We start from the raw sequence: 22,593 nt of genomic DNA, 5'->3' as shown, positions 1-22,593 counted from the left end.
AACGATATCCCTCCACCGGGCCGCAGATCTTCGCAAACGCTCCAATCGAGCGAGGCGCCCTGCAGTAGCCAGACGTCCCCACCGACAGATGACTTTGCAACGGCCCTCCCCCTCCTCGTGGACGCAGCTACCCGAGGAGGGGAAGGATGGCGCCGAGCCTGGCCGGCATAGCCAATTGCGGTCGCGCTTTTGATGGTTAGACTGCGGCGGGCAGGTAGCGTTCGAGCTCATCAGCCGTGATGCACTCGACCAGCGCCGAGACCAGCACCTCGGCAGCGGGCGGTGTGACGGCGTTGCCGTACTGCCGCACTTGCGATCTCTTGTCGCCGAGCACCACGTAGCCTTCGTTGAACGCCATACCTCTGGCGATCTCGTGCGGTTCGAGCATCCTGAACCCGACCTCGTTGATGTCGATCGCTGGCAGGTCGGCAGTGGCGAGCCCGTACCTGTCGTGCGTGGACAGCGTCCCCATCGGCTGCGATGTGGGCGCGGCAACGCCGGTGCGGTAGTACGGGATCAGCAGTGCCTCCGGCGGCTGCACGAGCCCGTGATGGTTACCGCCCGAGGTGATCGTGTGCAGCGGGTCGGAGAGCGGGCGGGCTCTCTCCTTGTCGCCGCCGCCGCGCATGGGGATCATGAAGGGTTCTGCCTGGACGAGCGCGTGGTTGCTGCCGTCCGCGACGATCGTCGCCAACGGATCGACAGCGGGATTGGTATTGCGTGGCCGGCCCGACCTGAGCAAGCTGAGGAACGGCGGGAACGCCACCGCAGTCTCGCGGCGCGCAGTCTGAGTGCGCATGGGCAGGTTCGCTGGCGCGGCCTGCTTGCCGTCGCGTCCTTCGGCGGGCACGAGCAGCGGAGGCAGCGCCACGCCGTCGTTCTCCCGAGTGGTGCGGGTGGGCATGGGCAGGGTGAGCGGCGTCGCCTCGGTACGCCAGGTGCCGCCGGTTGGCACGAGTAGCGGGACCCAGAACTTCTCGATCCCGGCCTTGATCCTGGTAACGGTCGCCTCGGCGTAGGGGCGGAACTTCTTACCGGGCTTGCCGTCACCGATTCGGCGGGTCGGCAGGGACAGGTCGATCGCTTCCCAGGCCGGTAGTGCCAGGGGCTCGACGACCGCGTTCTTACATGTCCTGTGCGGGCACCGGTAGCGGTACTGACGCCGGTAGGAGCCCATGTCCTTCGTGGGGTCCGTGAACACCTGGATCGCCTGCACCGTCTCCTCGCACACCGGGCACCAGGAGGTCGGGCGGAGCCATTTGTCCCAGTCGGGGTCACGGCCCAACGACTTGTGCCAGAACGCCACATACAGCCGGTCCCTGCTCTGCGGGGCGGCGAGGGTGCGCACCGGGTTGACGTGCATGGAGTTGAGCGCGATGACGCGGGTCTTGTAGCCGCAGCGGTGGAAGCGGCGCAGCCACTCGTTGAACCCGTCCCAGTCGCGTTCGGCTGGCACGTTCTCCACAACGCCCGCCTTGATGAGTCTGCCGCGCGAGTGGCAACCTTCCACGTAGTCGATTACCTGAGTCATCAACGCCCGGTCGGCTTCTTCGGCCTCCTCCTTCGCCTTCTGCTCAGGGGTGCGAACGTCGAACAACTCCCCCTGGCGGGTGTTGGTGTAGGTGCGCTTCTTGCCGCGGGCGAGGCTCCACTTCGTGCAGTCAGGGCTGAACCAGGCGATGTCGGCGTGCGGCCAGGTGAAGACGGGCGCCTTCCGGATGTCACCCTTCTTGTGAAGGGTGTCGGGGAAGTTGGTGGCGTGGGTTTCCAACGCCAATTCCCAGTGGTTGGCAGCCAGGGCCACCCTCACATAGGGCACTTCGTGCGCTCCTTGGGAGCTTCCTCCCGCGCCGCAGAACCAGTCCATGAGGTCCAGGGCGTTGCTGTCGTGGCGGTAGTAGGCCACGTTGTTCCTTTCGCATGCAGCAGGACGGCCTCGCCCTACGCAGGCAAGGCCGTCGGGATGGTGAGGGGTTAGAACGAGAGCGAGAGCTGGGCGGGCCCGTTGAGCCCGGCCAGCCATGCCGCCTCGAAGGAGCGATGGGTCTTGTCGTTCGCCAGCGCGGGCGCGGCGGTCAGCATGTGCTCGACGCACGGGTAGTAGAGGTTCCGGATGCGCAGCCACTCCCGGTGGTGGCGGCCCTCCGTCTCGACCTCGCAGCGGAGCAGGTGAGCGGCCCGGTCGACACGACGTCGGGACGTCACGCACAGACTCTCTCCAACGACGGCCTTCCGTCGGATCTGCTGATTCCAGACGTGTCCGCCCGATGATGGAGGAGAATTTAGGGCGTCCATCAGCACGTCTACGGAGGTCGAATGTCTCAAGAGGAAGCGCCTGGCCGAGACGTCTCGAACGTCGGGCTTAGCTATCAGGCAACCGGTGATCAAGCCAACTACCATGTACATAGTGATCAGCAGGTACACATCCGGGCACATGATGGCGGCACGGTCAACATCATCACTGTCCGGAGTAACGAGAACCTACTGGAGACGTTCCCAGGGTTGGTGTTGATCAGCGTCTTTCTAGAGGATGCTGCGGACGCGGAAGTGATCGAGGATGCTGTTCGAGCGGCTGCAGAGCAGCTTGGCCTCGAAATCGTCGCTGATAGCCCCCCGATTCTTGGATCCTGGTTCAAGCGCATGCTCGCCCGGGGAAAGGCGGAATTCACCGAAGACAGGATCCGCGCGACCATCGAGAGTGCCGTCCGCGCAGTGGAGCTGGAGCAGATCGAGAAGAGGCAGGCTCAGGTGAACGCGACCAATATAGGTGCAGTCGCTGAGCTCATCGAGAAGCTGAACGACACCCCCGCTGCAGTCGTTCAAATCGGCTCACTGATCCTAATCAAGGAATCTGAGACGCTGGTGGTAAGGGAGCTCACACCGCTAGAGCAAGCCACACTGCGGGATAACCCAATCCTCCTCAAGAACGCGCAAGCAGCAGCGGCAGTCCTTAACTCTGAAAATAGTGCAAGCACCGACCTCACGATCGAGCAGCCACCGGCAGCGCCTCAGATTGCCGGATAGTGGTGGCCCCCATCTGAGGAGGGGGCCACGTACAATCAGCCGCTATTGCTCGGCGGGGATGACCACGACGACCGTGTTGATGCCGGTCGCGGGGGCGAACGAGCCTTCGGGAAGCTGCTCGAACCAGCCGTCGCGCTCCTCCACCAGGGCGCGGAAGCTCTCGGCCGTCTTGAACGTGTGGTGGAGCACTCCGGCGGCCATCACCGCAACGAGTCGACCACCGGGCTTGAGGAAGCTGAGGGCGTGCAGGACGTGCGCGATGTCCTTGCCGCCGGAGAATGGCGGGTTCATCACGATCCGGTCGTAGCCCTCCTGCTCCACCCGTTCCAGGTCGAGGAAGTCCTGACGGCGGACGCAGTTCACGCCGGGAACGCGCTCGACGAGGACGTTCGCCAGGCCGTGGTCGAGCTCCACGCAGTCCACGACCGCGCCCAGCTCGACGGCCGCCAGGGCGATGTTGCCGGTGCCGGCCGAGGGTTCGAGCAGGGCCATGCCGGGCTCGATCTCGGCCAGCCTGATGAGCAGGTCCACGACAGCGGGCGGGGACACGAACGCCTCACGGTCTCGGCCAACGCGCACGTCGAGAGCCCGCTGCCCGGCCGCCTCCAGGAGGCTGGTGTCGAGCTTCGCCACCATGACCTTCGGCGCCGCCGGCTGAACCCGCTTGGGCTCCTTGGGCGCGATGACAACGGTCTCGTCGCCGTGCGGGCACTCGACCTTCGCCACATCGGTGTACTTCACCTTGGGCGTCCAGTGGTCCCGGAAGTCGAGCTTCACGGTGGTGGGGTTGATCTTGAGGGCGAGCCCGTTGTATCCCCAGGCCCACACGCGGTCGCCGACGTGGATGTTGTGCTTGCCCCACTCGACGAACTCGCCTTGCCCGGTGGCTTCGGCGAGATGCTGCCGGTCGTAGGCGAGCTGGTTTTCGATGTGCTCTTTCTGTGCGAGGAGCTGTTCGCGGTACTCGCCGGTCGCGGGCTTGTGCTCCTCGACGTAGTACGGCGTGCCGTCGTGCTTGCGGAAGGTCCGCGTGTAGCCGTCGAGGCCGCGCTGCACCCGCCGCAGGTCCGCCTCCAGCCGCTTGATCCGGCGGGCGGTGACGCGCGGCCTCGCGGAGTAGGCGGCCTGGTTGCCGACCGCGTTGGCGCGGCGGGCAGCCTCCTGGGCGGTCCGGTCCTCCTTGATGCTCTTGCGCATGGCGGAGTCCATGCGCTTCTGGTCCCGCCGCGCGCCGCCCTCGGAGTGGTGCCCGACGAGGATGGGCTGTCCGCCTGCGAACCGCTCCGAGATCTGGTTGGCCCGGTCGGCGGCCGCCGCGGCGTTGCCTGCGTGGCGCTGCGCCTTGGCCGCGAGAGCGTCACGCCGGTCGTCCAGCCGGTCGGCCTGGTCAGCGAGGACCTGCTTGCGGTCGCGCGGGGTGTCGTCGATCTCGACTTCGACCTCGAACCCGGCGGCGCGCAGGGCGTCGGCCGCGCCGTTGATCTTCCAACGCTTGGCCACCTGGTCCCGGGACTGGCGGATCCCGATCATCTTGATGGACGGGAAGAAGTGGAAGCCGTGCTTGCGCAGGATCTCCCAGGCGCCGTCGCCCTTGACGGTGCCGTGCACGAGGGTGCCTTCCTCGTGGGTATGCGTGATCGTGATCAAATGTGCCTCATTTATGGAGAGGCGCAGGGCAGCCACCTGCCGCCCTGCGCCGGGTGGTGGTTACTGCTGGGGGCCGTGCTCGCAGTCGTGGAGCAGGTGGGCGTCCATCGCGGCGTCGAGCAGCGCGATGCGGGTCTTGTCGCTCTCCCACGCCGCGCTGACCCGCTCGCGGCACAGCGGGCAGACGACTTGGAATTGCCGGGGCTGGCCGGCACTGGCCGGGATGTCGTAGTAGCCGTAGCTGCGGGCGTTGCGGGCGAGCTGGCGACGTCCGAGCCTCGTCGCCGGGTCGGTGTTCACTCCTCGCCGCCCTCGTCCTCGTCGCTGTCGAGGAGCTGGGCCTGCAGCAGCTCGATGACGATCACGCGGGGCGGCTTGGAGCCGGGTCGGGGCGCGAACACGGCGCAGGCCGGCGGGCACTGCGTGGTGCGGTCGTCCTCGCCCGCCGGGGTCGTACCGCAGTGCGGGCACCGGACGCGCGGCACGGTCTGGGCGACGTCGAACGTGCCCTTTCTCACGTAGAAGCGGGCCCCGCGCTTGGAGGACTGCCAGCCCTCCTCAGCCAGCTCCTTCTCCTTGGCCTTCTCCTCGTCGGGCTTCTTCCGGCCGATGTGGCGGAACGTGCCGAGGGACTTCTCCCCCTCGGCCACGGCGCGGCCCTGGCTCAGCCAGTAGTCGAAGCCGCCGCAGTGCGTCAGCGGGCGGCGCTGCGCGGCCAGCAGCAGCGCGTTCTGCAGTGAGTAGCCGGGCTCGTCGCTGGCGGGGTCGAGCTTCCAGCCGATGCTCGCCGCGATGTTGCGGAACTGCTCCAGCTCGGCCGGGTCGGACAGGCACAGCACGGCGTAGGCGTGCAGAGCCTCCCGCGCTGCGGTGCGGCTGGCGGCGCTGCGGTCCTTCATGGCTTGCGTGACGCGGCGCTTGCCGCGCTTCTTGGCGGTCGCCATCGTGGCGTTCTCCCTGTTCAGTTAGCTAATTGCGGTCGCGCTATTGGCGCTCAGGCGTGGACGATCTCGTGGCTGTCGGGGATGGAGACGGCGCGGTTGCAGCTCAGGCACTCGAAGCCGTCGCCCTCGAAGCTGCTGTCGCCGAGGTGCGCGGTGATCACGCCGTCCTCTGCGACGGCCAGGACGTTCTCCCGGCTCGCCACGTCCAGCTCGACGATGTTGCCGGGGATCCCGCAGTCGGGCCAGGGGCAGACGAGCTGGCCGTCCTCGATGAGGACCTCGGGCTCGTCGTCCTCGTGGGGTTCGTCGTCGTCTCCGTCGAGCGGCGTCTCACAGCACTTGGACACGACCGTTGCACGTGAGTCGCCGCGGGTGATGATGCGCGAGTTGAAGCCGCAGGACGGGCATGGACGCCGCTCGACGTGAGGGCTGTTGTCGTCCTCGTCCTGGCCGAAGGTGAGATCGTGGGGGTCTCGGGACACTACTCCTCCACCTTGGCCTCGGCGCGGACGTGCGTGGTGAGCGGGCTGCCCGTGGTGCCGCTGTCGTAGCGGACGATGAGCCGGACCTTCGTCTCGTCGTCGGGCCTGATGTCCGTCACCGTCCCGGCCTGGTCGCCGACGATGACCCGCTGGTCGAGGCGGAACGCCGCCATCTGCTCCCGGTTGCCGCGCAGGAAGCGGGCCAACTGCTCGCTCCCGATCAGCTCGGAGGGCTCCGACTGGCCGGGGTACTGAAGGGCGGCGGCCAGCGCGGTGCTGCCCTGGAACGCCACGACGATCTTCCAGCCGTCGCGGGTCAGGGACAGCTCCGTCGTGCCGTCGTCGGTCGAGCCGGGTTCGATGGCCCACCCGCACATCCGCGCCTTCGTGGTGATCACGCTGTGGCTGGTGTTCGGGTTGACGGCGGGCCTGGTTCTTCTGCTCATCGGATTCCTCTCAGTGCGGACACGGTGCGGGCCGTGTCGTAGACGGGGTTGGGCAGGTCAGCGGGGGCGCCGCAGCGGCACAGGCCGGTGATGACGACGCCCCCACGCATGTCGAGCCACCACCGGTCGGCGGCGGGCGGGAAGTAGTGGCTGAGCAGCGCCGCGGCGAGCTCGTTCCGTGGCCGGGCGGCGGGGTGCGACAGCCGGCCGACGATGAGGCCGGCGGCGGGGTACTCCTCGACCTCGGAGATCTCGGTGTCGTTGTCGCCGTCGCCGATGGTCAGCACTTCCGTCAGGTGCCGCAGGTCGAAGCGGTCGCCGTCGTCGGCCGTGCTTAGGTGCACGCGGGTGATCCACGCCGGATTCGCGGCGAGCAGCATCCCAATCACGGTGCTCGTCACGCTGGCTCGCCCTCGTGCGTCACCAGGTCGATCACGGCGACCGTCGTGTTGTCGCGGCCACGGCCGTGCCTGGCCAGGTCGAGCAGTTCCGCCAGGACGTACTCTCCGGCCCGGTCGGGCGCAGCGATGCGCGCCAGGTCGTCGAGCATCGCGTTCATGTGGTCGGCCCGGCCATCGAGCGGCAGGTGCGCGGTCAGGCCGTCCGACGCGAGGATGATGCGGGCGTAGTCGCAGGTGCCGGTGAGCAGGCGGTGCGGCCAACGGCCTTCCGCCTCGTGCTTCTCCTCGACGTTGCACGGCGTCGCGCATGGGTGGCAGGACGGCACGGTCAGGGGGACGACCTGGCCGTCCAGGCGCACCGCCCAGGCGGGTGAGTCGCCAACCCACGCCATGTCGAGCCCGCCGGGGGTGATCGCGGCGACGACCGCCGTGGTGATGCCCTCCTGGCCGGGAGGGGCGTCCTCGTTGCGCTGCTGCAGGTAGGTGCGGGCCGCGTGCAGGCCCTGGACACCGCTGTTGGTGGAGCCGGTGACCGCCGCGGCGATCTGCGCGCTGATCTGGGCGGCGTCGGCCGCGTCGGAGTCGTCGCCCGCTCCGTCGCACACCGCGACGGCCAGCGCCTACGAGCCGTCGAGCACCGCCACGTAGTCGGCCTGGCAGTGGCGGCCGTTCTGGATGCTGTCGAAGTGGACGCGGGCGACGCCCGGCACGTACATCAGGTTCATGCGGTTGCCTTTCAGTTGTCCCAGCCCTCTTCGGGCAGGGTGTTGAGGAGGCCGATGATCTGGGTGGCGCCCTCGCGCCTTCGGGTGGTGCGGTTCGGCTGCCAGGTGAGGGAGATCCGCAGGGCGCGGCCCTTGTCGGCGGAGACGTCGAGGGTGCCGAAGTACAGTCCGCGGCTGAGCGGGAGCTGGTAGATGCGGCGGTACGGCTCGTCGGGGATGTTGACGGTGAACCCGTCGTTGCGGAGCCGGTTGATGATCTGGAGCGCGGTGCGGTTGGGCTGCATGGGCATGGGCGGTTCCCTTCAGGGTTGGAGTTCGGGCGGAAGCTCGGTGATGGGGATGCGGCGGACGTGGGCCCCTGCGCCCCAGTTGCGGACGGTGTTCCAGGCGTGTGCTCGCGCCCACTCGCAGGGCACGGGGTGCCGGTTGTTGGGGTCGGGCTGCGGAGGAGCGCAGGTGATGCAGGGGCGGCCGGTGACGTAGACGTTGCCGCCGCCGTTCGGGCTGACGGCCATGTAGGCGTAGCCCCGCTCCTGGTCGAGGTTGTCGTTGCGCACGGCGACCTACCGCCAGTTGGTGGAGCAGGAGTAGCTGTGCATCTGCGGGGGCTCGTCAGCGCGGGCCGAGCACTCGCGGCACTGGTCACGGAGTTCGACGGGGAACGCGTCGGTGATGGTCTCCGGCTCCTGCTCGACGTCGTCGAGGTAGCGGCAATCGACGATGACACCGGGGCAGCCGTCGCCAGCGCACCAGTACAGGCCGTTCCAGTCGGGGTAGTCCGGGTCGACGAGGGCGCCACCGGGCAGGCACTCACGGAACCCGGCCCCGAGTCGGGTGTTGCCGCACAGGCAGGTGAGGGCGCCGTACTCGTCCACGGTCACGACACCCGGCTTCGGGCCGTCCGCTCGCGGGACGCGGACGGGCTGGACGCGCCGCAGTCGGTGGCCGCTGCGGTACGACGGGTACGAGATCACGCCGTCGTAGGCGAGGCGGCGCGCCTCCGCGCACTGCGGGGAGCCGCAGTGCGACGACAGGTAAGTGCCGTCGCAGTCGTACTCAACCTCGCGAGGCCGGGCGCGGCACCAGGTGCAAGCCGCGGCCCATGTCACCTTGGGCGGCAGCGGGGTGACGACGAGCGGCACGCCGCCGAGGCGGGCCATGTGCAGAGAGCGGATCACTCGGGACAGATCTGGGGTGGTGACAGGCTCGAACCAGTCGTGCCCGCGAAGCTCCAACCGGTAGCGGCGGACGGCGACAGCGATGTACTCCACGGATGCTCCTATTCCGGGCGGTCGGGGTGGATGCGTTACGCTGGACAGCGCGCCTTCGTTGTGGCGACGAAGGCTTCTGTGGTGTTGGGATGGCCGGGCCTGTGGCGGGCCCGGCCATCAGCCGTCTTCGGGGCCTACTGGTGGATCAGGACGCGCAGGGCGCAGGCGTTAACTGGCTCGACCCACACGCCAGGGGGCAGCGAGACCGGCTCGTACTCGATCGGCGAGTAATCCGGCCGGCCGCCGTGGGAGACCAGGAACGGCCACTCGTCCGCGCCGTGGTCCCAGACGATGACGCGGCCGCTGCCGTCGTCCCAGTCGGCGTCCATGACCTGCGGCCAGTAGTCACGGTTTCCGCCGAAGTGCTCGCCGATTGCGTCAGCGACCTGCTGCGCCAGCTCGTCGCCGATCTCGCCAGGGGTAGCGTCATCCCTGCTGGGCTGTCTAATTGCGGTACCGCATTCACCAGCGCGTGTGGCAAGCATCGCGTCGAACAGCGTCGAGCCTTCCTGCATGGCGTGCAGGATGGCCTCGTCGGCGTGGGCGGGGCCCCAGTCGGCGGTCTCCAGGACCGTGACGAGGGCGTGCCGGACGTGCCCGTACGGGCCGGGGTCGCGGGCGAGCTTCTGGTCATCGGCCTGGTTGAGGCGGCGCAGGAGGAGCAGCAGGTCTTCGGCGATGCCGCGGGTGGTGGTGTCCATGGTGGGCTCCAGTCGGGGGTGGCGGGGAGCGATGGTCAGATGAGACCCATGTTGAGCAGGGGCGAGACGTGGCCGTCCGGGCAGGAGCCGTCCATCTCGATCTCGTAGCCGTCGGGGCAGATGAAGGAGTCGCCGTAGGCGCTCCACTCCCAGCCGTCGGGCAGGTCGATCAGTCCGCGCATGTTCGTGGTCCTTTCGTGCTGGTTCAGTGGCCGGTGTTGGCGCAGACGGGCTTGCCGTCCGTCGTGCGGGAGACGGCGGGGCCGTCGCAGGTGCGGCAGGTGGCGCGGTCGCGGATCACGTCGAGCGCGGTGCCGATCGCCGCGCACGCGGCCGAGAACAGGCGCCGCTTGCAGTCGAGCCCGGCGTTGCCCCGGACGACCTGCTCGTAGTCGAGTCGGTCGTCGACGGCGGCGCGCATGGTCTCGATCAGCAGCAGTTCGGCGCGGATGGGGTCGAGGCCGTAGGTGGCGGGGAGTGCCTGGGCGGCGGTGAATGCTGCGGTGAGCAGCGCGCCTTCCAGTGAGCCGCGCTCGTCGAGCCGTTTGCGGCCGGCGACGTAGTACGGCATCGGGCGGCCGTCGTGGTACTCGACGCTGGGCGGCGTCTTCTGGGGGTTGGTGGGGGCAACCTCGTGCTCGTCGGTGTCGGGGTGGCTGTCGGGCTCGCCGACCAGCTTCCAGCCGTTGGCCGTGAGCAGGTCGTCCAGCGCGGGGGCGTCTTCGTCGAGGGGTACGCCGGTGTCGAGGATGGCGGCGACGTTGGGCAGGGGGAACAGTTTCGTCACGCCGTCCTCGTCGTACTCCTCGGCTTCGGTGATGGCCACCAGGTGGTGCGGAGGAAGGGGCGCGCCGTCGAGGCCGAGTTCGAAGGTGTCGGGTTCGTCGATCGCGACGGCCAGGTAGCGGGTGGTCGCCTTGGTCGTGACAGCGGGCGTCTCGGCCGGCTTGTCGCGCTCGCCGAGGTCGAAGATGACGTACCGGAGGACGGCCATCTGACCTTCGGGGGTGAGGTCGTCGTACGTGGCGTTCTCCGGGTACGGCGTGGGGCCGGTGTCCTTCTCGTAGGCGAAGTGGTGGGCGGCGGTCTGGGTGACGGCGTGCAGGTTGTCCTCGTACCGGTCGGGGGTGGCCGGGTCGGTCAGGAGCCGGGCGATGGTTGCGAGCATCTGGCTGGTGGTGCCACCCGCGTAGCGGATTGCCTTGACTGAGATGAGCAGTTCGGTGTGGGTTCGGGCGATCATCGTGTCCATGTCGTTCTCCTTGCTTGATCGAGGTGGCTAGCGCTCGGCGAGCTCGTATGAGCGGGCGATGATGGCGGACGCCGTTTCGGAGATGCCGAAGTCGTGTCGCAAGAGCACCCAGCCGTCCGTGACCATCTGCTGGTGCTCGACCTCCAGGAAGTTGTCCAGGCTTTGGTCCGGGTCCAGCTCGGCGTGTTCCTCGAACAGGTCGTCGGGCCCATAGCCGATCTGGGGGCTGGCGCCGGTGAAGTCGGTGTCTGCGTGCTGTCCGGCGAACCACAGCCAGGTCACGCCGCCGGTCTCGGTGACGTCGCCGGCTGCGTCCGTCTCGCCTGGGAGGTAGATGGTGAGGTGGCAGATCTGGATGCCGAGCGGTGACGTGTTGGAGGCGCGGGTGTAGAGCCGGGTGATCCTCTTCATGTCGCTTCCCTGTGACATGCCGCGGCCCCGCGACTGTGGCAGTCGCGGGGCCGGAGCCGGTTCGTTGATTGCGGTGCCGTTATCAGCACCAGGATGTTGGGCCTGTCCAACCGGGCGGGGTGCCGGTCGCGCCGTGTTCGTACGTGTTCCGGCTGGTCAAGGGCGTTCTTGCGGGGTGCTACGTCTTCGACGCTAACACATTGAGGGGGACTACCTAGACATTTAGGGGTCCAATCTCGACCCGTCGCATAACGGTTTGGTTAACGCGTCAGACGCGCTGAGAGCGCTCTAATGCGTCTAGCGCACCAGATGCACCCGGAAGCGCTCTTACGTGCGTCTCCGTGCGTCTCACGCGCACACAGCGCTACTTCTGACCTACCACTGTCCCGCGCTCGTGCCTTTACAGCGTAGATCCGAATTTGTCGTTTTGTCGGTACATGCGGGCCCGAGTGCGCGCCCGCGCCAGCGCCACCCGACGCCGCCTCGCCGCCTCGTCCTCCACGTCCACCTCGACCTCCGGCAGCGACGCCTCGATGAGCGGGGGCTGCGCGTCGATCGCCTGCTGCGCTTGCCAGTCGATCCAGGCCCACCGCCCCTCCTCCACCACCCGGCGCGACCGCACAGCCTCCCCCTTGCGGACACGCATCGCGCGAGCAGCAGCCGGCGACGACCGCGCCAGCAGTTCCCGTGCCTGCTGCGCCCTCTCGGCGTACTCGTCGCTCACGACGCCGTCCGCCGAAGACGCTCGACCTCACGTTGCAGCCGCTTCGCATCCAACGCCGCACGCGCCGCCCGGTATGCCTCACCCGGACCTGGCGAGCTGCCCGGCCTAGCGACGGGCGGGCCCGCGAGAGCTTCCGCCCGACTCAACCGCGCTGGCATCTCGACTGGCCCGCCGACGCGGCGAGCTCTCATCTCCGCAAGCCGCTCCCGCATGACCGCCTGCTCTGCGCGGAGGTGGGCGGCCGCGGCCGCGAGCCGCTGCGACTTGCCGGGCAGGGGCCGGCCGTGCTCGTCCAGCCACGCCGATAGCCGGAACCGCACCCAGCCGGGGACGTTGCGGATCTGGTCGCGGCTCGTCCAGGTGTAGGTCCAGGCCGTGCCGTCCGGCTGGTGGTCGAGGGCGTGCAGCACGTCGGAGGCGGTCCAACCGGCGGCGACGAAGACCCTGGTCAGGTGCCGGATGTACCACGGGGACAGCCGCCGCAGTGTGGTGCTCTCGTCGTGGATCTTCTGGGCGATCTGGAGCGCGTGCTTGCGGGTCCCAGGCGTGGCGGCGGCTTCGTTCGTCGTCGAGATTCGGTTCCGGCGGCGCGTAGATGATCTTTCCTCGCGCGCGTGCGTAGGACCTTCTTTGACTCTCTTAGGGAGAGTCAAAGAAGGGGGTTCAGTTGTCGTTTTGTCGGTGCACATGTCGCCTTCGTCCAGCTCTAGGGCGGGCGTGCACAGCACCCAGACAGCCGCCCGGTTGCCCAAGCCGTCGTCGGTGAGCCCGCAGTGGTTTCCCCTGCGGTAGCGGTTCGTCGTGCCCTCCTCGACGACGCCGAGGAAGCCGCGCTCCCTCAACCACCGGATCCAGCGCTTCACGGTGGACAGCGCCAAGTCGAGGTCATCAGCGACGCGCTGCTCGGTCGGGCGGGTCGTCAGCGTGGCCCAGTCGGCCCAGCCGGCGAGCTTGGCAGCCACCTCCGTGAGGTTCCGGTAGGCATGGCACTTCAGCGCGAGCGCATCAGGGTGCTCCTTGACGGCACGGAGGAACGCCTGCTGGGAGAGCGCGCGGCGCATGCCTTCGGGGACGGCCGACAGGACCGCTGCGCGAGACGGGATGGACGAGGGTTGCGTGGCGTTCGGCCGCGGCGGGCGCCGGTGGTGCGGGCGCGCCGGGGGGAACGCTTGGCGAGGTGATATCTTCGACTCCAAGCATTTTCTGTGGCACCCACCTGAGCGGTTCGTTCGGCGACCAACCTGGAACCGGTCAGAGGATGCGGTGTTGACGGTGATGTGGTGAGGCGCTCTCCGCTTGGCGGGGGGCGCCTTTCTTGTTGTCTGGCTCCGTGACTTCCGAGGGAGTGAAGTCGCGGTCGTGGGCTGTCGCCCTTGTGATGGCGGACTCGTGTGATACAAACAGCATGTTTCGACGTGTCAGATGCGTCAGACACACCATAGCGCGACGCGTGCGCTCGCACGAGACGTGTCCGCAAAGATCACAAAGCGCGTCACGAGGACTTCCGATGGTGGTGATCGCCACTCGCCTGCATGGCCCGGTACCAGGCGAAACGCCATCCAACGCGCACCGCCACAACCGACCAGGAGAAGCACGATGGCCCGCGTCAGAGACCTGTGGTTCACGACGGTCGAAGGACCTGACGGCAAGCCCATGCGGAAGAAGACCGCGAAGCATCCCGACAACGGCGGGAACCCGAACGCCAAGCGATGGCAGGCCGTATGGATCGGACCGGACGGCAGGGAGAAGACGGCCACCCGGCGCGTCAAGGACGAAGCCAAGAAACACGCCCGGAAGATGGAAGAGGACCTGGAACGGGGCGAGTACATCCATCCAGCAGCGGGTAACGCCGACTTCGACGTCTACGGACAGCGTTGGCTGGCCTCCCGAGCAGGTGCCGATCCAGCTTCTGTTCTGCGCTACGAGTCGATGTATCGTCTCCACGTCAAGCCGAGGTTCGGTGGACGCAAGGTGGGGTCGATCAAGCCATCAGAGATACAGAAGTTCCTCACCCAACTCTCTGACCGGTACGAACCTTCCACCCCGATTGCGGCGCTTCTCGTCCTTCAGGGCGTCCTGGATTTTGCTGTTGCGGACGAGAAGATCAGGAAAAATCCTGCCAAGGCCGAGATCGTCAGGGCGCCGGCACATGCGTACAAGAAGGTGGTCCCATGGCCGGATCGAGTGGTGCTCTCGATCATCGCTGCTCACCCTGAGCATCTGCGGGCTATGCCTGTCCTCGGGGCTGGGTGTGGCATGCGGGCGGGGGAATGGTTCGGCCTCGCCCTCGAAGATGTGGATTTCGAGGAGATGACTATCCACGTACGGCGTCAGGTGAAGAAGCTGAGGAGCGACTTCGTCTTCGCCCTGCCAAAGAGGGACAAGGAACGGACGATTCCCATGTCTCGATGGGTTGCCGAACATCTTCGTGCACACATCGAGGCCCACACGCCGCGGCCGTACACCCTGCCCTGGGAGAAGCCCAACGGGAAGCCGCGTACTCACAGCCTGCTGTTTCGGTGGGCAACAGACGATTTACACGTGCGGCACCGCAACTACGACGAGACTGTCTGGAAGCCTGCGCTCGTCGCGGCCGGGGTCATTTCCGAGCCGGTGAAGGACGCACGGGGTCGGCGACGTTACCTCACCACTCGGCAGCAAGGCACGCACCAGCTCCGCCACTACTTCGCCAGCGTCACCCTGGCAGGTGGTGTGACGATCAAGGATCTGTCCGAATACTTGGGGCACACCGATCCGGCGCTCACCCTCCGTGTTTACGCTCACATGCTGCCTTCGTCGCACGACCGAGTCCGCGACGCCATCGATCGGCAGTTCCGGCAACCTGAAAGCGGCTGAGGCAGAACTGAGACAGAACCGAGGTCCGCGCAGTGGCGAGAGACCAGTACGGCGTAGCGTGCCAGAGGCATGGCCCCACGAGTACGCCACCTCATCTGACGTGCGATTTGCTCAGCGGACGGGCAGGCCGGTGACGGCGCGGCCGATGATCAGGCGCTGGATCTCCGACGTGCCTTCGAAGATCGTGAAGATCTTGGCGTCGCGGTGGAAGCGCTCCACCGGGTGCTCGCGGGTGTAGCCGGCCCCGCCCAGGATCTGGATCGCCTGTTCCGTCACCCACACCGCCGTCTCGCTGGCCACGAGTTTGGACATCGAGCCCTCCGCCTGCTCGAACCGCCGGCCGTTGCGGGCCATCCAGGCGGCGCGCCAGGTCATGAAACGGGCGATGTCGACGCGGGTGGCCATGTCGGCGAGGAGGAAGGCGACGGCCTGGTTCTCGGCGATGCGGCGGCCGAACTGCTCGCGCTCGCGGGCGTAGTCGCGGGCGTACTCGAAGGCGGCGCGGGCGATGCCGACGGCCATGGCGGCCACGGCCGGGCGGGTGGTCTCGAAGGTGCGCAGCGCGGCCTGCTCGCCGGCGCGCTCGCCGTTGCGGACGCGGGCCAGCCGGGCCTCCAGCTTCTCCTCGCCGCCGAGCAGGCAGGAGCCGGGTACGCGGACGTCGTCGAGGACGACCTCGGCGGTGTGCGAGGCGCGGATGCCGTGCTTGCGGAACTTCTGCCCCATGGACAGGCCGGGCGTGCCGGGCGGGATGATGAAGGACGCCTGGCCGCGGGTGCCGAGCGCGGGGTCGACCGCGGCGACGACGATGTGGACGTTGGCGATGCCGCCGTTCGTGGCCCAGGTCTTGACGCCGTTCAGTATCCAGTCGCCGCCGTCGCGGACGGCGCGGGTGCGGATGGCGCCGACGTCCGAGCCGGCGTCGGGCTCGGAGGCGCAGAAGGCGCCGAGCTTGACGTCGTTCTCGGTGCCGAACATCTGCGGCAGCCACTCCCCCATCTGCTCGGGGGTGCCGTTGGCGGACAGGGCGGCGGCGGCCAGGCCGGTGCCGACGATGGACAGGCCGATGCCGGCGTCGCCCCAGAAGATCTCCTCGAACGCGACCGGCAGGCCGAGGCCGCTCTCCTCGAACCACTGGGTGGCGAAGAAGTCGAGGGAGTACAGGCCGGCCTTGGCGGCCTCCTGGATGACCGGCCAGGGGGTCTCCTCGCGCTCGTCCCAGTCGGCGCCCGCGGGGCGGATCACGTCGCGGGCGAACTCGTGCACCCAGTCGCGTACCTGCTTGACGTCGTCGCTGAGCTCCGGGCAGAACCCGCTCATGGGCCGCACACTCCCCTTCCGACCCCGCTGCCGGGGGTTACCAGTGGTAACACCTTACCGGTCAGTAGGCCCCGGCAGGAAGGCGGCCGGGAAGGGTGAGCATGGGCGGGCGTTCGGCGATGGCGATGTCCCGGCTGGTCACGTCGTGGCCGGTGAGCCCGCGCCGGAACTGGGCCAGCAGGCAGGACGGCTCGTGCCAGGTCTGGATCTTGCCCTGGCGCCGGAGGCGGGACCAGGCGGCCAGCATGATCTGGCAGGACATCGCCCCCAGGGCCTCGGTCGACTGCGGCGCGTGCTCGCGCGAGCCCAGGTCCACCTGGGCGAAGGCGTCCAGCCCCGCCAGGTCGAGCAGGTCGATGAGCAGGCCGAGCTCGACGCCGTAGCCGGTCAGGAAGGGCACCCGCTCCAGTACGGAGCGGCGGCCGGCGTACTCGCCCGCCAGCGGCTGGACGAACCCGGCCAGCTCGGGCCAGTGCAGGTTGATGAGCGGGCGGGCGACCAGCTCGGTGACCCGGCCGCCGCCGTTCGGCGCGCCGTCGAGCGGGCGGTCGTAGCAGCCCTTGACGTAGGCGAGGGTCGGATCGGTGAGCAGCGGGCCGAGCACGCCGCCGACGAGCGAGGCCCGGAAGTGCCTGATGTCGGCGTCGGCGAAGACCACGACGTCGCCCCGGGTGACCGCGAGCGACTTCCACAGCGCCTCGCCCTTGCCGTCGAGCGGCCGCAGGTGGGGCAGGATGTCGTCCTGGGCGTGCACGCGGGCGCCCGCCCGCGCGGCGACGCGGGCGGTGTCGTCACGGGAGCGGGAGTCGATGACGACGACCTCGTCCAGGAGGCCGTCCAGTTCGCGGCGCAGGATCCCGACGATCTCGCCGACGGTCGCGCGTTCGTCGCGGGCCGGGAGCACCACGCTGACGGTCGTCGTCCCCTTGGCGGCCAGCAGGTCCCGGACGGGCCAGTCACGGGCCGACGACGTACGGCGCCGCAGCCATCCGCGCACTTCGGGCAGCATCCTCCGACCACCTCCTCCCCACCCCCCGATACCCGTTATGTCGGGTTATGTACCATTTGCGTGGCGCTCCAGGAAGGTGTAGACGTCCGCCTCGTCCACGCCCGGGAACGACCCCGGCGGCAGCGCGGCGAGGACGTGGGAGTTGGCGCGGGCCGACGGCCAGGCGTAGCCCTCCCAGCGCTCGGCCAGCTCGGCGGGCGGGCGCCGGCAGCACTCGCCGTTCGGGCAGTCGGACTTGGTGCGGTGGGTGGTCTCGCGCCCCCGGAACCACCGCGACTCCTTGTACGGCACCCCGAGCGTGATCGCGAAGTCCCGCTCGCGCGAGGGGTCCACGTGCGCGACGCAGAAGTACGTGCCGGTCGGCGAGTCGGAGTACTGGTAGTAGACCGAGAAGCGGTCCGGCGACAGGAACACCTGCCGCCCCGACCACTGCAGGCACATCCGCTGCCCCTCGATCGCGCCCTGCTCGTCGGCGGGGAAGACGATGCCGTCGTTCTCGTACGCCTTGTAGATGGTGCCGCCCGCGTCGTTGCGCACGAAGTGGCAGACGAGGCCCAGGTGGTGCGTGGCGAGGTTGGTGAAGCGGTGGGCGGCCATCTCGTACGACACCGCGAAGACGTCCCGCAGGTCCTCGACCGACAGCGCCCGGTCGGACTTGGCCTCCTGGAGGTAGAGCGCGGCGGCCCGCTCGGGCACCAGCACGGCGGCGGCGAAATAGTTGGCCTCGGTGCGCTGGCGCAGGAAGTCGGCGAAGTCGCGGGGCTTGTCGTGACCGAGGGCCAGGTGGCCGAGCGTCTGGAGCAGGATCGTGCGCGGGGTGTGCATGCCGAGCTGCTCGTGTTTGACGTAGATGCGGCGGTTGCGCATGTCGGTGATGGAACGCACCGATCGCGGCAGGTCCTGGGCGGTGTGCACGGTGTAGCCGAAGTGGGTGACCAGGCTCTGGATCGTGCTCTGCGACAGCGCGCCGCTGCGGTAGCCGACGGCGTCCAGGGCCTCGGCGGCGGCCTGCTCGATCTCGGGGAAGTAGTTGCCGACCTCACGCTGACGGCGGCGCAGCTCGGCGTTGGCCACCCGGGCCTCCTCCGGGGTGGCGGTGCCGCGGGCCTGGCGGGCGCGCAGCTCGCCGTACAGGCCGAGCACGTGCTCCAGGACGTCGTTGGGCACACGGGCGGAGACCTTCAGCCGGGGCAGGCCGAGCCCCGCGTACAGGGGGTCGCGCTGGGCCTCCTCCAGGGCGATCTCCAGCTGGGCGCGGCGGTTGGGCGGCTGGCGGCGCAGCAGCTCCTCGACGGGCACGCCCAGCGCTGAGGCCAGCGATTTGAGCAGGGAGAGCTTCGGCTCACGTTTGCCGTTCTCCAGCAGGGAGAGCTGACTGGGTGCGCGGTTGACCCGGGAACCGAGGTCCGACAGCGTCAGGCCGCGCTGTTTGCGCAGGTGACGCAGGCGCTGGCCAAACGCGATGAGATCGAGCTCCTGCGTCAAAGACAGCGGTTCTTCGCCCAGCAACGAGGCCATGTAGGCATCTTAGACAGAAAATCTGCTCATCTTCTAGCCCATCGGGCAGCCGGGACAGGACGGTCCGAGCACGCCCGAGATTGGTCTAGGCCAACGGTAAAACTCGCGAATTCTTCCCCACTGAATACCCGCCAGTAATGGACAAGGAGGAAAATTTCACGATTCTTCTGCTCGACTGCGCCTGTTGGCCGGTGTCCTCCCGGGCACACACTCGGCACAGGCACCCAGGGGACGAAAAAGGAGTGACCATGATCGATCGCCTCAAGGGAGCTGCTCAGCAGCTGCAGGACGAATGGGACAACGACCCTCGCTGGGAGGGCATCGAGCGCACCTACAGCGCCGAGGACGTCATCCGGCTGCGCGGCAGCGTCCAGGAGGAGCACACGCTGGCGAGGCTCGGCGCCGAGCGGCTGTGGCAGCTCCTGCACACCGAGGACTACGTCCACGCGCTCGGCGCCCTGACCGGCAACCAGGCCGTGCAGCAGGTGAAGGCGGGCCTCAAGGCGATCTACCTGTCCGGCTGGCAGGTCGCCGCGGACGCGAACCTCGGCGGGCAGACGTACCCGGACCAGAGCCTGTACCCGGCCAACTCCGTGCCGGCCGTGGTGCGCCGCATCAACAACGCGCTGCTGCGCGCCGACCAGATCACCTGGTCGGAGGGCGTCGAGGCCCCGCACTGGCTCGCGCCCATCGTCGCCGACGCCGAGGCCGGCTTCGGCGGCGTGCTCAACGCGTTCGAGCTGATGAAGGGCATGATCGCGGCCGGCGCCGCGGGCGTGCACTGGGAGGACCAGCTCGCCTCCGAGAAGAAGTGCGGCCACCTGGGCGGCAAGGTGCTGATCCCGACCGGGCAGCACATCAAGACGCTCAACGCCGCCCGCCTCGCCGCCGACGTCTGCGGCGTCCCCTCACTGGTCATCGCGCGGACCGACGCCCAGGCCGCGACGCTCCTGACCAGCGACGTGGACCCGCGCGACCAGGAGTTCACCACCGGCGAGCGCACCGCCGAGGGCTTCTACCGGGTCCGCAACGGCATCCAGGCGTGCATCGCGCGCGGCCTGGCGTACGCGCCGTACTCGGACCTGCTCTGGATGGAGACCGGCACGCCCGACCTGGACGTGGCCCGCGAGTTCGCCGAGGCGATCAAGGCCGAGCACCCCGACCAGATGCTCGCCTACAACTGCTCGCCGTCGTTCAACTGGAAGAAGCACCTGGACGACTCGACCATCGCCAAGTTCCAGCGCGAGCTGGGCCACATGGGGTACAAGTTCCAGTTCATCACCCTCGCCGGCTTCCACTCGCTGAACTACTCGATGTTCGACCTCGCCCAGGGGTACGCCAACGACGGCATGACGGCCTACGTCGAGCTCCAGGAGCGCGAGTTCGCCGCCGAGCGGCGTGGCTACACCGCCACCCGGCACCAGCGCGAGGTCGGCACCGGCTACTTCGACCTGGTCAGCACCGCCGTGGCGCCCGACTCCTCGACCACCGCGCTCAAGGGCTCGACCGAGGAGGAGCAGTTCGGCCACTAGGGCACCCCTGATCTCGCCGGCCACCTCCAGGGCATGGGACGGTTCCCCGGCGAAACGGGCCGCGCCGGTCCCCCCAGCACCGGCGCGGCCCACCCATGTCCTTCCGCACGTCAGGTGGCCTCCTCGCCGGCCAGCGGGCCGGGGCGGCGCGCCCGCCGCGCCGGGAGCAGCGGCGCCGCGCCGACCAGCCAGTCGGCCAGCCGGTCGCGCTCGACCAGGATCAGCGGCTCCCGCGCGCCCAGCGCCTCCTCCCTGGCCTGCCGGGTGAGACGGCCGGAGGTGACGAGCACGCCGGTGTGCCCGGCGAAGGTGTTGGCGAGCGCGCCCAGGAAGTTGCGCACCTCCGGCGCGCCCACCGACCCGGCGTAGCGCTTGCACTGGACGGCGTAACGGCCGTGACCGGGGGCGACGGCCGTGATGTCCACCCCGAAGTCGCCGCTGCCGCCGCACTCGCGGACCTGGCGGAACCCCTCGGCGATCATCCGCTCGGCGACCAGGTGCTCGAACTCCGGGCCCGACATCAGATCGACCTTCTCCAGCTCGGCGTTGGCGGCGAGGAACCGCCGCCGTCCCGCCTCGATCGCGCGGCGCCGCAGGATCAGCCCGCCGACGAACAGCACCACGAGCAGGCCCGCGATGCCCGCCGCCCACCCCGGATGCTCGGCCGCGAACCAGGCCACGCCGCCACCGGCCACCACGATCGCGACGGCCACGACGTCCCGACGCCGCCAGGACGTCGCGCCGGCCCGGCGCCGCGCGGACCTCCCGGCGCCCCGACGCCGCCGGGACGTCGCAGCGCCCTGACGCCGCGAGGACGTGGCGGCACCCTTTCGCCGCCGGGCCGTCGCGGCGGTCCGCCGCCTCGGCGTCCCGCTGCCGGTGCGCTTTCCCGAGCCCCTCGCCATGACCCCTCCCTCCGGGCGATGCCGAAGGTCAGTATGCGCGCCGGGACCGACAGAATCCGGGGCTCAGACCGCGCCCGGCACGACCCGCGCCAGCTCCGGGACGCGGGCGCGGTAGCCGTCGAGCAGGGCGCGGGCCGTGGAGACCGAGTCGACCAGCGGATGCAGGGCGAACGCCGCCACGGCCAGCTCGGCCGACCCGCTCAGCGCGGCCTCGATGGTGGTCTGCTCGACCGCCTTCACCTGCTGCAACAGCCCCAGGAAGCGGCCCGGCAGCGGGCGGGTGGCCAGCGGGCGCACGCCCGCGCCGCCCACCGCGCACGGGACCTCCACGACCGCCTCGGCGGGCAGGCCGGGGACGGCCGAGCCGTTGCGCACGTTGAGGATCATCGTGGCCGGCTCGCCGCGCGACAGCGCGGCCATCAGCGCGAGCGCGATGCCCTCGTAGCCGCCCGCCTCCAGGTCGGCCGCATCGCGCTCGCCCGCCTCGGCCGTGTCGCGGACGTCGGCCATGTACGACTCGTCGCGCTCCCTGCGCGCCCGCCGCCACTCGGCCAGCGCCTGCCCGGGATCGGCCTGGACGGCGGCGTAGAAGGCCTCCTGCCCGTCCAGCAGGCTCTCGCCCCGGGTGCGGCCCCGGCTGGCGGCGATCGCCTCGCGGGTGAAGTAGTAGTAATAGAGGTATTCGTTCGGCAGGGCGCCGAGCGTGCGCACCCAGCCGGGCCCGAACAGCCGGGCCTCCTCGACCTGGCGCAGCGCCGTCTCGTCGGCGAGCAGGCCGGGCAGCACGTCCTGGCCGTCGTGGCCGAGCCCGCGCAGCCAGCCCAGGTGGTTGAGCCCCACGTAGTCGGGCTCGACGCGGGCCGGGTCGAGCCCGAGCGCGGCGGCGGCGCGCCGGATCAGGCCGATCGGCGAGTCGCAGATGCCGATCACCCGGTCGCCGAGGACCGTCCGCATCGCCTCGGTGATCATGCCGGCCGGGTTGGTGAAGTTGATGACCCAGGCGCGCGGCGCCAGCTCGGCGACCCGCTCGGCCATCCGCACGGCGACCGGCACGGTGCGCAGGCCGTACGCGATGCCGCCGGGACCGGTGGTCTCCTGGCCGAGCAGCCCCAGCTCCAGCGCGACCCGCTCGTCCGCGGTGCGCCCGGCCAGGCCGCCGACCCGCATCGCGGAGAAGACGAAGTCGGCCCCGCGCAGCGCCTCGTCGAGCGAGGTGGTGACGCGCACCGCGGGCGGGTCGTCGTGCCCTGCGGCGAGCTGACGCAGCACGTGGGCGACGACCGCCAGCCGGTCGGCGGAGACGTCGTGGAGCACGATCTCCTCGACCCGCGGCTTGGCCCGGTCGCGCAGCAGCGCGCCGTACACGAGCGGCACGCGGAAGCCGCCGCCCCCGATCACGGCCAGTCTCATACGAACTCCCTCACC

26 protein-coding genes are annotated in these 22,593 nt (G+C 69.3%); 3 read left to right on the top strand and 23 right to left on the bottom strand.

Translation table 11 applies throughout. The annotated features are described in order from the left end of the window. Positions 1-196: 196 nt before the first annotated feature. On the bottom strand, positions 197-1,906 hold the full coding sequence (locus AC27IY_RS26890) for a DNA cytosine methyltransferase (protein ID WP_487179550.1): 1,710 nt from the start codon (positions 1,904-1,906) through the stop codon (positions 197-199). 68 nt (positions 1,907-1,974) lie between these two features. Further along, positions 1,975-2,205 (bottom strand): hypothetical protein, encoded by a 231-nt coding sequence (locus AC27IY_RS26885; protein ID WP_487179549.1) that lies wholly within the window; start codon positions 2,203-2,205, stop codon positions 1,975-1,977. A 111-nt stretch (positions 2,206-2,316) separates the two neighbouring features. Here AC27IY_RS26885 and AC27IY_RS26880 point away from each other — a divergent pair, with 111 nt between their 5' ends. Continuing rightward, the gene (locus AC27IY_RS26880) at positions 2,317-3,024 is read left to right on the top strand and encodes a hypothetical protein (RefSeq protein WP_487179548.1); all 708 of its coding nucleotides are present in this window, start codon (positions 2,317-2,319) and stop codon (positions 3,022-3,024) included. Between the two features lie 42 nt (positions 3,025-3,066). Here the strand turns inward: AC27IY_RS26880 and AC27IY_RS26875 are convergent, their stop codons facing one another. The 16 genes from AC27IY_RS26875 to AC27IY_RS26800 all read right to left on the bottom strand — a co-directional run bounded on the left by AC27IY_RS26875 (position 3,067) and on the right by AC27IY_RS26800 (position 13,089). Beyond that, positions 3,067-4,671 carry a DUF3560 domain-containing protein gene (locus AC27IY_RS26875; RefSeq protein ID WP_487179547.1) on the bottom strand — a complete coding sequence of 535 codons (1,605 nt, stop codon included), beginning with the start codon at positions 4,669-4,671 and terminating at the stop codon, positions 3,067-3,069. A gap of 60 nt (positions 4,672-4,731) precedes the next feature. After that, positions 4,732-4,971 (bottom strand): hypothetical protein, encoded by a 240-nt coding sequence (locus tag AC27IY_RS26870; RefSeq protein ID WP_487179546.1) that lies wholly within the window; start codon positions 4,969-4,971, stop codon positions 4,732-4,734. After that, complete coding sequence (locus tag AC27IY_RS26865; RefSeq protein WP_487179545.1) at positions 4,968-5,615, bottom strand: hypothetical protein; 648 nt, start codon at positions 5,613-5,615, stop codon at positions 4,968-4,970. The genes AC27IY_RS26870 and AC27IY_RS26865 overlap by 4 nt, the downstream gene beginning before the upstream one ends. Before the next feature lie 50 nt (positions 5,616-5,665). Then, the gene (locus AC27IY_RS26860) at positions 5,666-6,097 is read right to left on the bottom strand and encodes a hypothetical protein (protein ID WP_487179544.1); all 432 of its coding nucleotides are present in this window, start codon (positions 6,095-6,097) and stop codon (positions 5,666-5,668) included. Continuing rightward, positions 6,097-6,543 (bottom strand): hypothetical protein, encoded by a 447-nt coding sequence (locus tag AC27IY_RS26855; protein WP_487179543.1) that lies wholly within the window; start codon positions 6,541-6,543, stop codon positions 6,097-6,099. The genes AC27IY_RS26860 and AC27IY_RS26855 overlap by 1 nt, the downstream gene beginning before the upstream one ends. After that, positions 6,540-6,923 carry a hypothetical protein gene (locus tag AC27IY_RS26850; RefSeq protein WP_487179542.1) on the bottom strand — a complete coding sequence of 128 codons (384 nt, stop codon included), beginning with the start codon at positions 6,921-6,923 and terminating at the stop codon, positions 6,540-6,542. The genes AC27IY_RS26855 and AC27IY_RS26850 overlap by 4 nt, the downstream gene beginning before the upstream one ends. A gap of 17 nt (positions 6,924-6,940) precedes the next feature. After that, positions 6,941-7,549 (bottom strand): protein phosphatase 2C domain-containing protein, encoded by a 609-nt coding sequence (locus tag AC27IY_RS26845; RefSeq protein WP_487179541.1) that lies wholly within the window; start codon positions 7,547-7,549, stop codon positions 6,941-6,943. Positions 7,550-7,680: 131 nt separating this feature from the next. Continuing rightward, the gene (locus AC27IY_RS26840) at positions 7,681-7,959 is read right to left on the bottom strand and encodes a hypothetical protein (RefSeq protein ID WP_487179540.1); all 279 of its coding nucleotides are present in this window, start codon (positions 7,957-7,959) and stop codon (positions 7,681-7,683) included. Between the two features lie 12 nt (positions 7,960-7,971). Further along, complete coding sequence (locus tag AC27IY_RS26835; RefSeq protein ID WP_487179539.1) at positions 7,972-8,226, bottom strand: hypothetical protein; 255 nt, start codon at positions 8,224-8,226, stop codon at positions 7,972-7,974. Between the two features lie 6 nt (positions 8,227-8,232). Beyond that, positions 8,233-8,940 (bottom strand): hypothetical protein, encoded by a 708-nt coding sequence (locus AC27IY_RS26830; RefSeq protein WP_487179538.1) that lies wholly within the window; start codon positions 8,938-8,940, stop codon positions 8,233-8,235. A gap of 134 nt (positions 8,941-9,074) precedes the next feature. Beyond that, positions 9,075-9,641, bottom strand: a complete 567-nt coding sequence (locus AC27IY_RS26825) for a hypothetical protein (RefSeq protein WP_487179537.1) — start codon at positions 9,639-9,641, stop codon at positions 9,075-9,077. Positions 9,642-9,676: 35 nt separating this feature from the next. Then, positions 9,677-9,823: a hypothetical protein gene (locus AC27IY_RS26820; RefSeq protein WP_487179536.1), complete on the bottom strand. Its 147-nt coding sequence runs from the start codon at positions 9,821-9,823 to the stop codon at positions 9,677-9,679. Between the two features lie 23 nt (positions 9,824-9,846). Then, positions 9,847-10,893, bottom strand: a complete 1,047-nt coding sequence (locus tag AC27IY_RS26815) for a hypothetical protein (protein WP_487179535.1) — start codon at positions 10,891-10,893, stop codon at positions 9,847-9,849. A gap of 27 nt (positions 10,894-10,920) precedes the next feature. Then, positions 10,921-11,304: a hypothetical protein gene (locus tag AC27IY_RS26810; protein WP_487179534.1), complete on the bottom strand. Its 384-nt coding sequence runs from the start codon at positions 11,302-11,304 to the stop codon at positions 10,921-10,923. A gap of 400 nt (positions 11,305-11,704) precedes the next feature. Further along, the gene (locus AC27IY_RS26805) at positions 11,705-12,028 is read right to left on the bottom strand and encodes a hypothetical protein (protein ID WP_487179533.1); all 324 of its coding nucleotides are present in this window, start codon (positions 12,026-12,028) and stop codon (positions 11,705-11,707) included. Then, positions 12,025-13,089 carry a hypothetical protein gene (locus AC27IY_RS26800; RefSeq protein WP_487179531.1) on the bottom strand — a complete coding sequence of 355 codons (1,065 nt, stop codon included), beginning with the start codon at positions 13,087-13,089 and terminating at the stop codon, positions 12,025-12,027. Before AC27IY_RS26800 ends, AC27IY_RS26805 begins: the two co-directional genes overlap by 4 nt. A gap of 535 nt (positions 13,090-13,624) precedes the next feature. Here AC27IY_RS26800 and AC27IY_RS26795 point away from each other — a divergent pair. Continuing rightward, entirely contained in the window at positions 13,625-14,884 is a 1,260-nt protein-coding gene (locus AC27IY_RS26795; RefSeq protein ID WP_487179530.1) for a tyrosine-type recombinase/integrase, read from the top strand. 111 nt (positions 14,885-14,995) lie between these two features. On the opposite strand, the gene AC27IY_RS26790 is transcribed toward AC27IY_RS26795, so the two are convergent. From AC27IY_RS26790 to AC27IY_RS26780, 3 genes are all read right to left on the bottom strand, one after another. Then, positions 14,996-16,204 carry an acyl-CoA dehydrogenase family protein gene (locus AC27IY_RS26790; RefSeq protein WP_344219053.1) on the bottom strand — a complete coding sequence of 403 codons (1,209 nt, stop codon included), beginning with the start codon at positions 16,202-16,204 and terminating at the stop codon, positions 14,996-14,998. 61 nt (positions 16,205-16,265) lie between these two features. Continuing rightward, on the bottom strand, positions 16,266-17,213 hold the full coding sequence (locus tag AC27IY_RS26785) for a glucosyl-3-phosphoglycerate synthase (RefSeq protein WP_487179529.1): 948 nt from the start codon (positions 17,211-17,213) through the stop codon (positions 16,266-16,268). Between the two features lie 45 nt (positions 17,214-17,258). Next, positions 17,259-18,731, bottom strand: coding sequence for a helix-turn-helix domain-containing protein (locus AC27IY_RS26780; protein WP_371247183.1), 1,473 nt, complete (start codon positions 18,729-18,731; stop codon positions 17,259-17,261). A gap of 248 nt (positions 18,732-18,979) precedes the next feature. Here AC27IY_RS26780 and aceA point away from each other — a divergent pair, with 248 nt between their 5' ends. Then, positions 18,980-20,263 (top strand): isocitrate lyase, encoded by a 1,284-nt coding sequence (gene aceA / locus AC27IY_RS26775; RefSeq protein WP_364452202.1) that lies wholly within the window; start codon positions 18,980-18,982, stop codon positions 20,261-20,263. A 110-nt stretch (positions 20,264-20,373) separates the two neighbouring features. Here the strand turns inward: aceA and AC27IY_RS26770 are convergent, their stop codons facing one another. Both AC27IY_RS26770 and AC27IY_RS26765 read right to left on the bottom strand, forming a co-directional pair. After that, on the bottom strand, positions 20,374-20,976 hold the full coding sequence (locus tag AC27IY_RS26770; protein ID WP_487179528.1) for a restriction endonuclease: 603 nt from the start codon (positions 20,974-20,976) through the stop codon (positions 20,374-20,376). A 255-nt stretch (positions 20,977-21,231) separates the two neighbouring features. Beyond that, complete coding sequence (locus AC27IY_RS26765; protein WP_449952197.1) at positions 21,232-22,578, bottom strand: 6-phospho-beta-glucosidase; 1,347 nt, start codon at positions 22,576-22,578, stop codon at positions 21,232-21,234. Positions 22,579-22,593 lie beyond the last annotated feature (15 nt).

It is taken from the genome of Nonomuraea sp. B208 (genome assembly GCF_057536035.1).
This window is presented reverse-complemented; position numbering and strand designations above follow the sequence as displayed.

Coding starts and splice junctions, on each gene's coding strand:
- AC27IY_RS26880 (WP_487179548.1), top strand. CDS start 2,317: ATGTCTCAAGAGGAAGCGCCTGGCCGAGACGTCTCGAACGTCGGGCTT.
- AC27IY_RS26790 (WP_344219053.1), bottom strand. CDS start 16,204: ATGAGCGGGTTCTGCCCGGAGCTCAGCGACGACGTCAAGCAGGTACGC.
- AC27IY_RS26765 (WP_449952197.1), bottom strand. CDS start 22,578: ATGAGACTGGCCGTGATCGGGGGCGGCGGCTTCCGCGTGCCGCTCGTG.
- AC27IY_RS26785 (WP_487179529.1), bottom strand. CDS start 17,213: ATGCTGCCCGAAGTGCGCGGATGGCTGCGGCGCCGTACGTCGTCGGCC.
- AC27IY_RS26800 (WP_487179531.1), bottom strand. CDS start 13,089: ATGCGCCGCGCGCTCTCCCAGCAGGCGTTCCTCCGTGCCGTCAAGGAG.
- AC27IY_RS26825 (WP_487179537.1), bottom strand. CDS start 9,641: ATGGACACCACCACCCGCGGCATCGCCGAAGACCTGCTGCTCCTCCTG.
- AC27IY_RS26810 (WP_487179534.1), bottom strand. CDS start 11,304: ATGAAGAGGATCACCCGGCTCTACACCCGCGCCTCCAACACGTCACCG.
- aceA (WP_364452202.1), top strand. CDS start 18,980: ATGATCGATCGCCTCAAGGGAGCTGCTCAGCAGCTGCAGGACGAATGG.
- AC27IY_RS26815 (WP_487179535.1), bottom strand. CDS start 10,893: ATGGACACGATGATCGCCCGAACCCACACCGAACTGCTCATCTCAGTC.
- AC27IY_RS26780 (WP_371247183.1), bottom strand. CDS start 18,731: ATGGCCTCGTTGCTGGGCGAAGAACCGCTGTCTTTGACGCAGGAGCTC.
- AC27IY_RS26820 (WP_487179536.1), bottom strand. CDS start 9,823: ATGCGCGGACTGATCGACCTGCCCGACGGCTGGGAGTGGAGCGCCTAC.
- AC27IY_RS26840 (WP_487179540.1), bottom strand. CDS start 7,959: ATGCCCATGCAGCCCAACCGCACCGCGCTCCAGATCATCAACCGGCTC.
- AC27IY_RS26850 (WP_487179542.1), bottom strand. CDS start 6,923: ATGCTGCTCGCCGCGAATCCGGCGTGGATCACCCGCGTGCACCTAAGC.
- AC27IY_RS26865 (WP_487179545.1), bottom strand. CDS start 5,615: ATGGCGACCGCCAAGAAGCGCGGCAAGCGCCGCGTCACGCAAGCCATG.
- AC27IY_RS26795 (WP_487179530.1), top strand. CDS start 13,625: ATGGCCCGCGTCAGAGACCTGTGGTTCACGACGGTCGAAGGACCTGAC.
- AC27IY_RS26855 (WP_487179543.1), bottom strand. CDS start 6,543: ATGAGCAGAAGAACCAGGCCCGCCGTCAACCCGAACACCAGCCACAGC.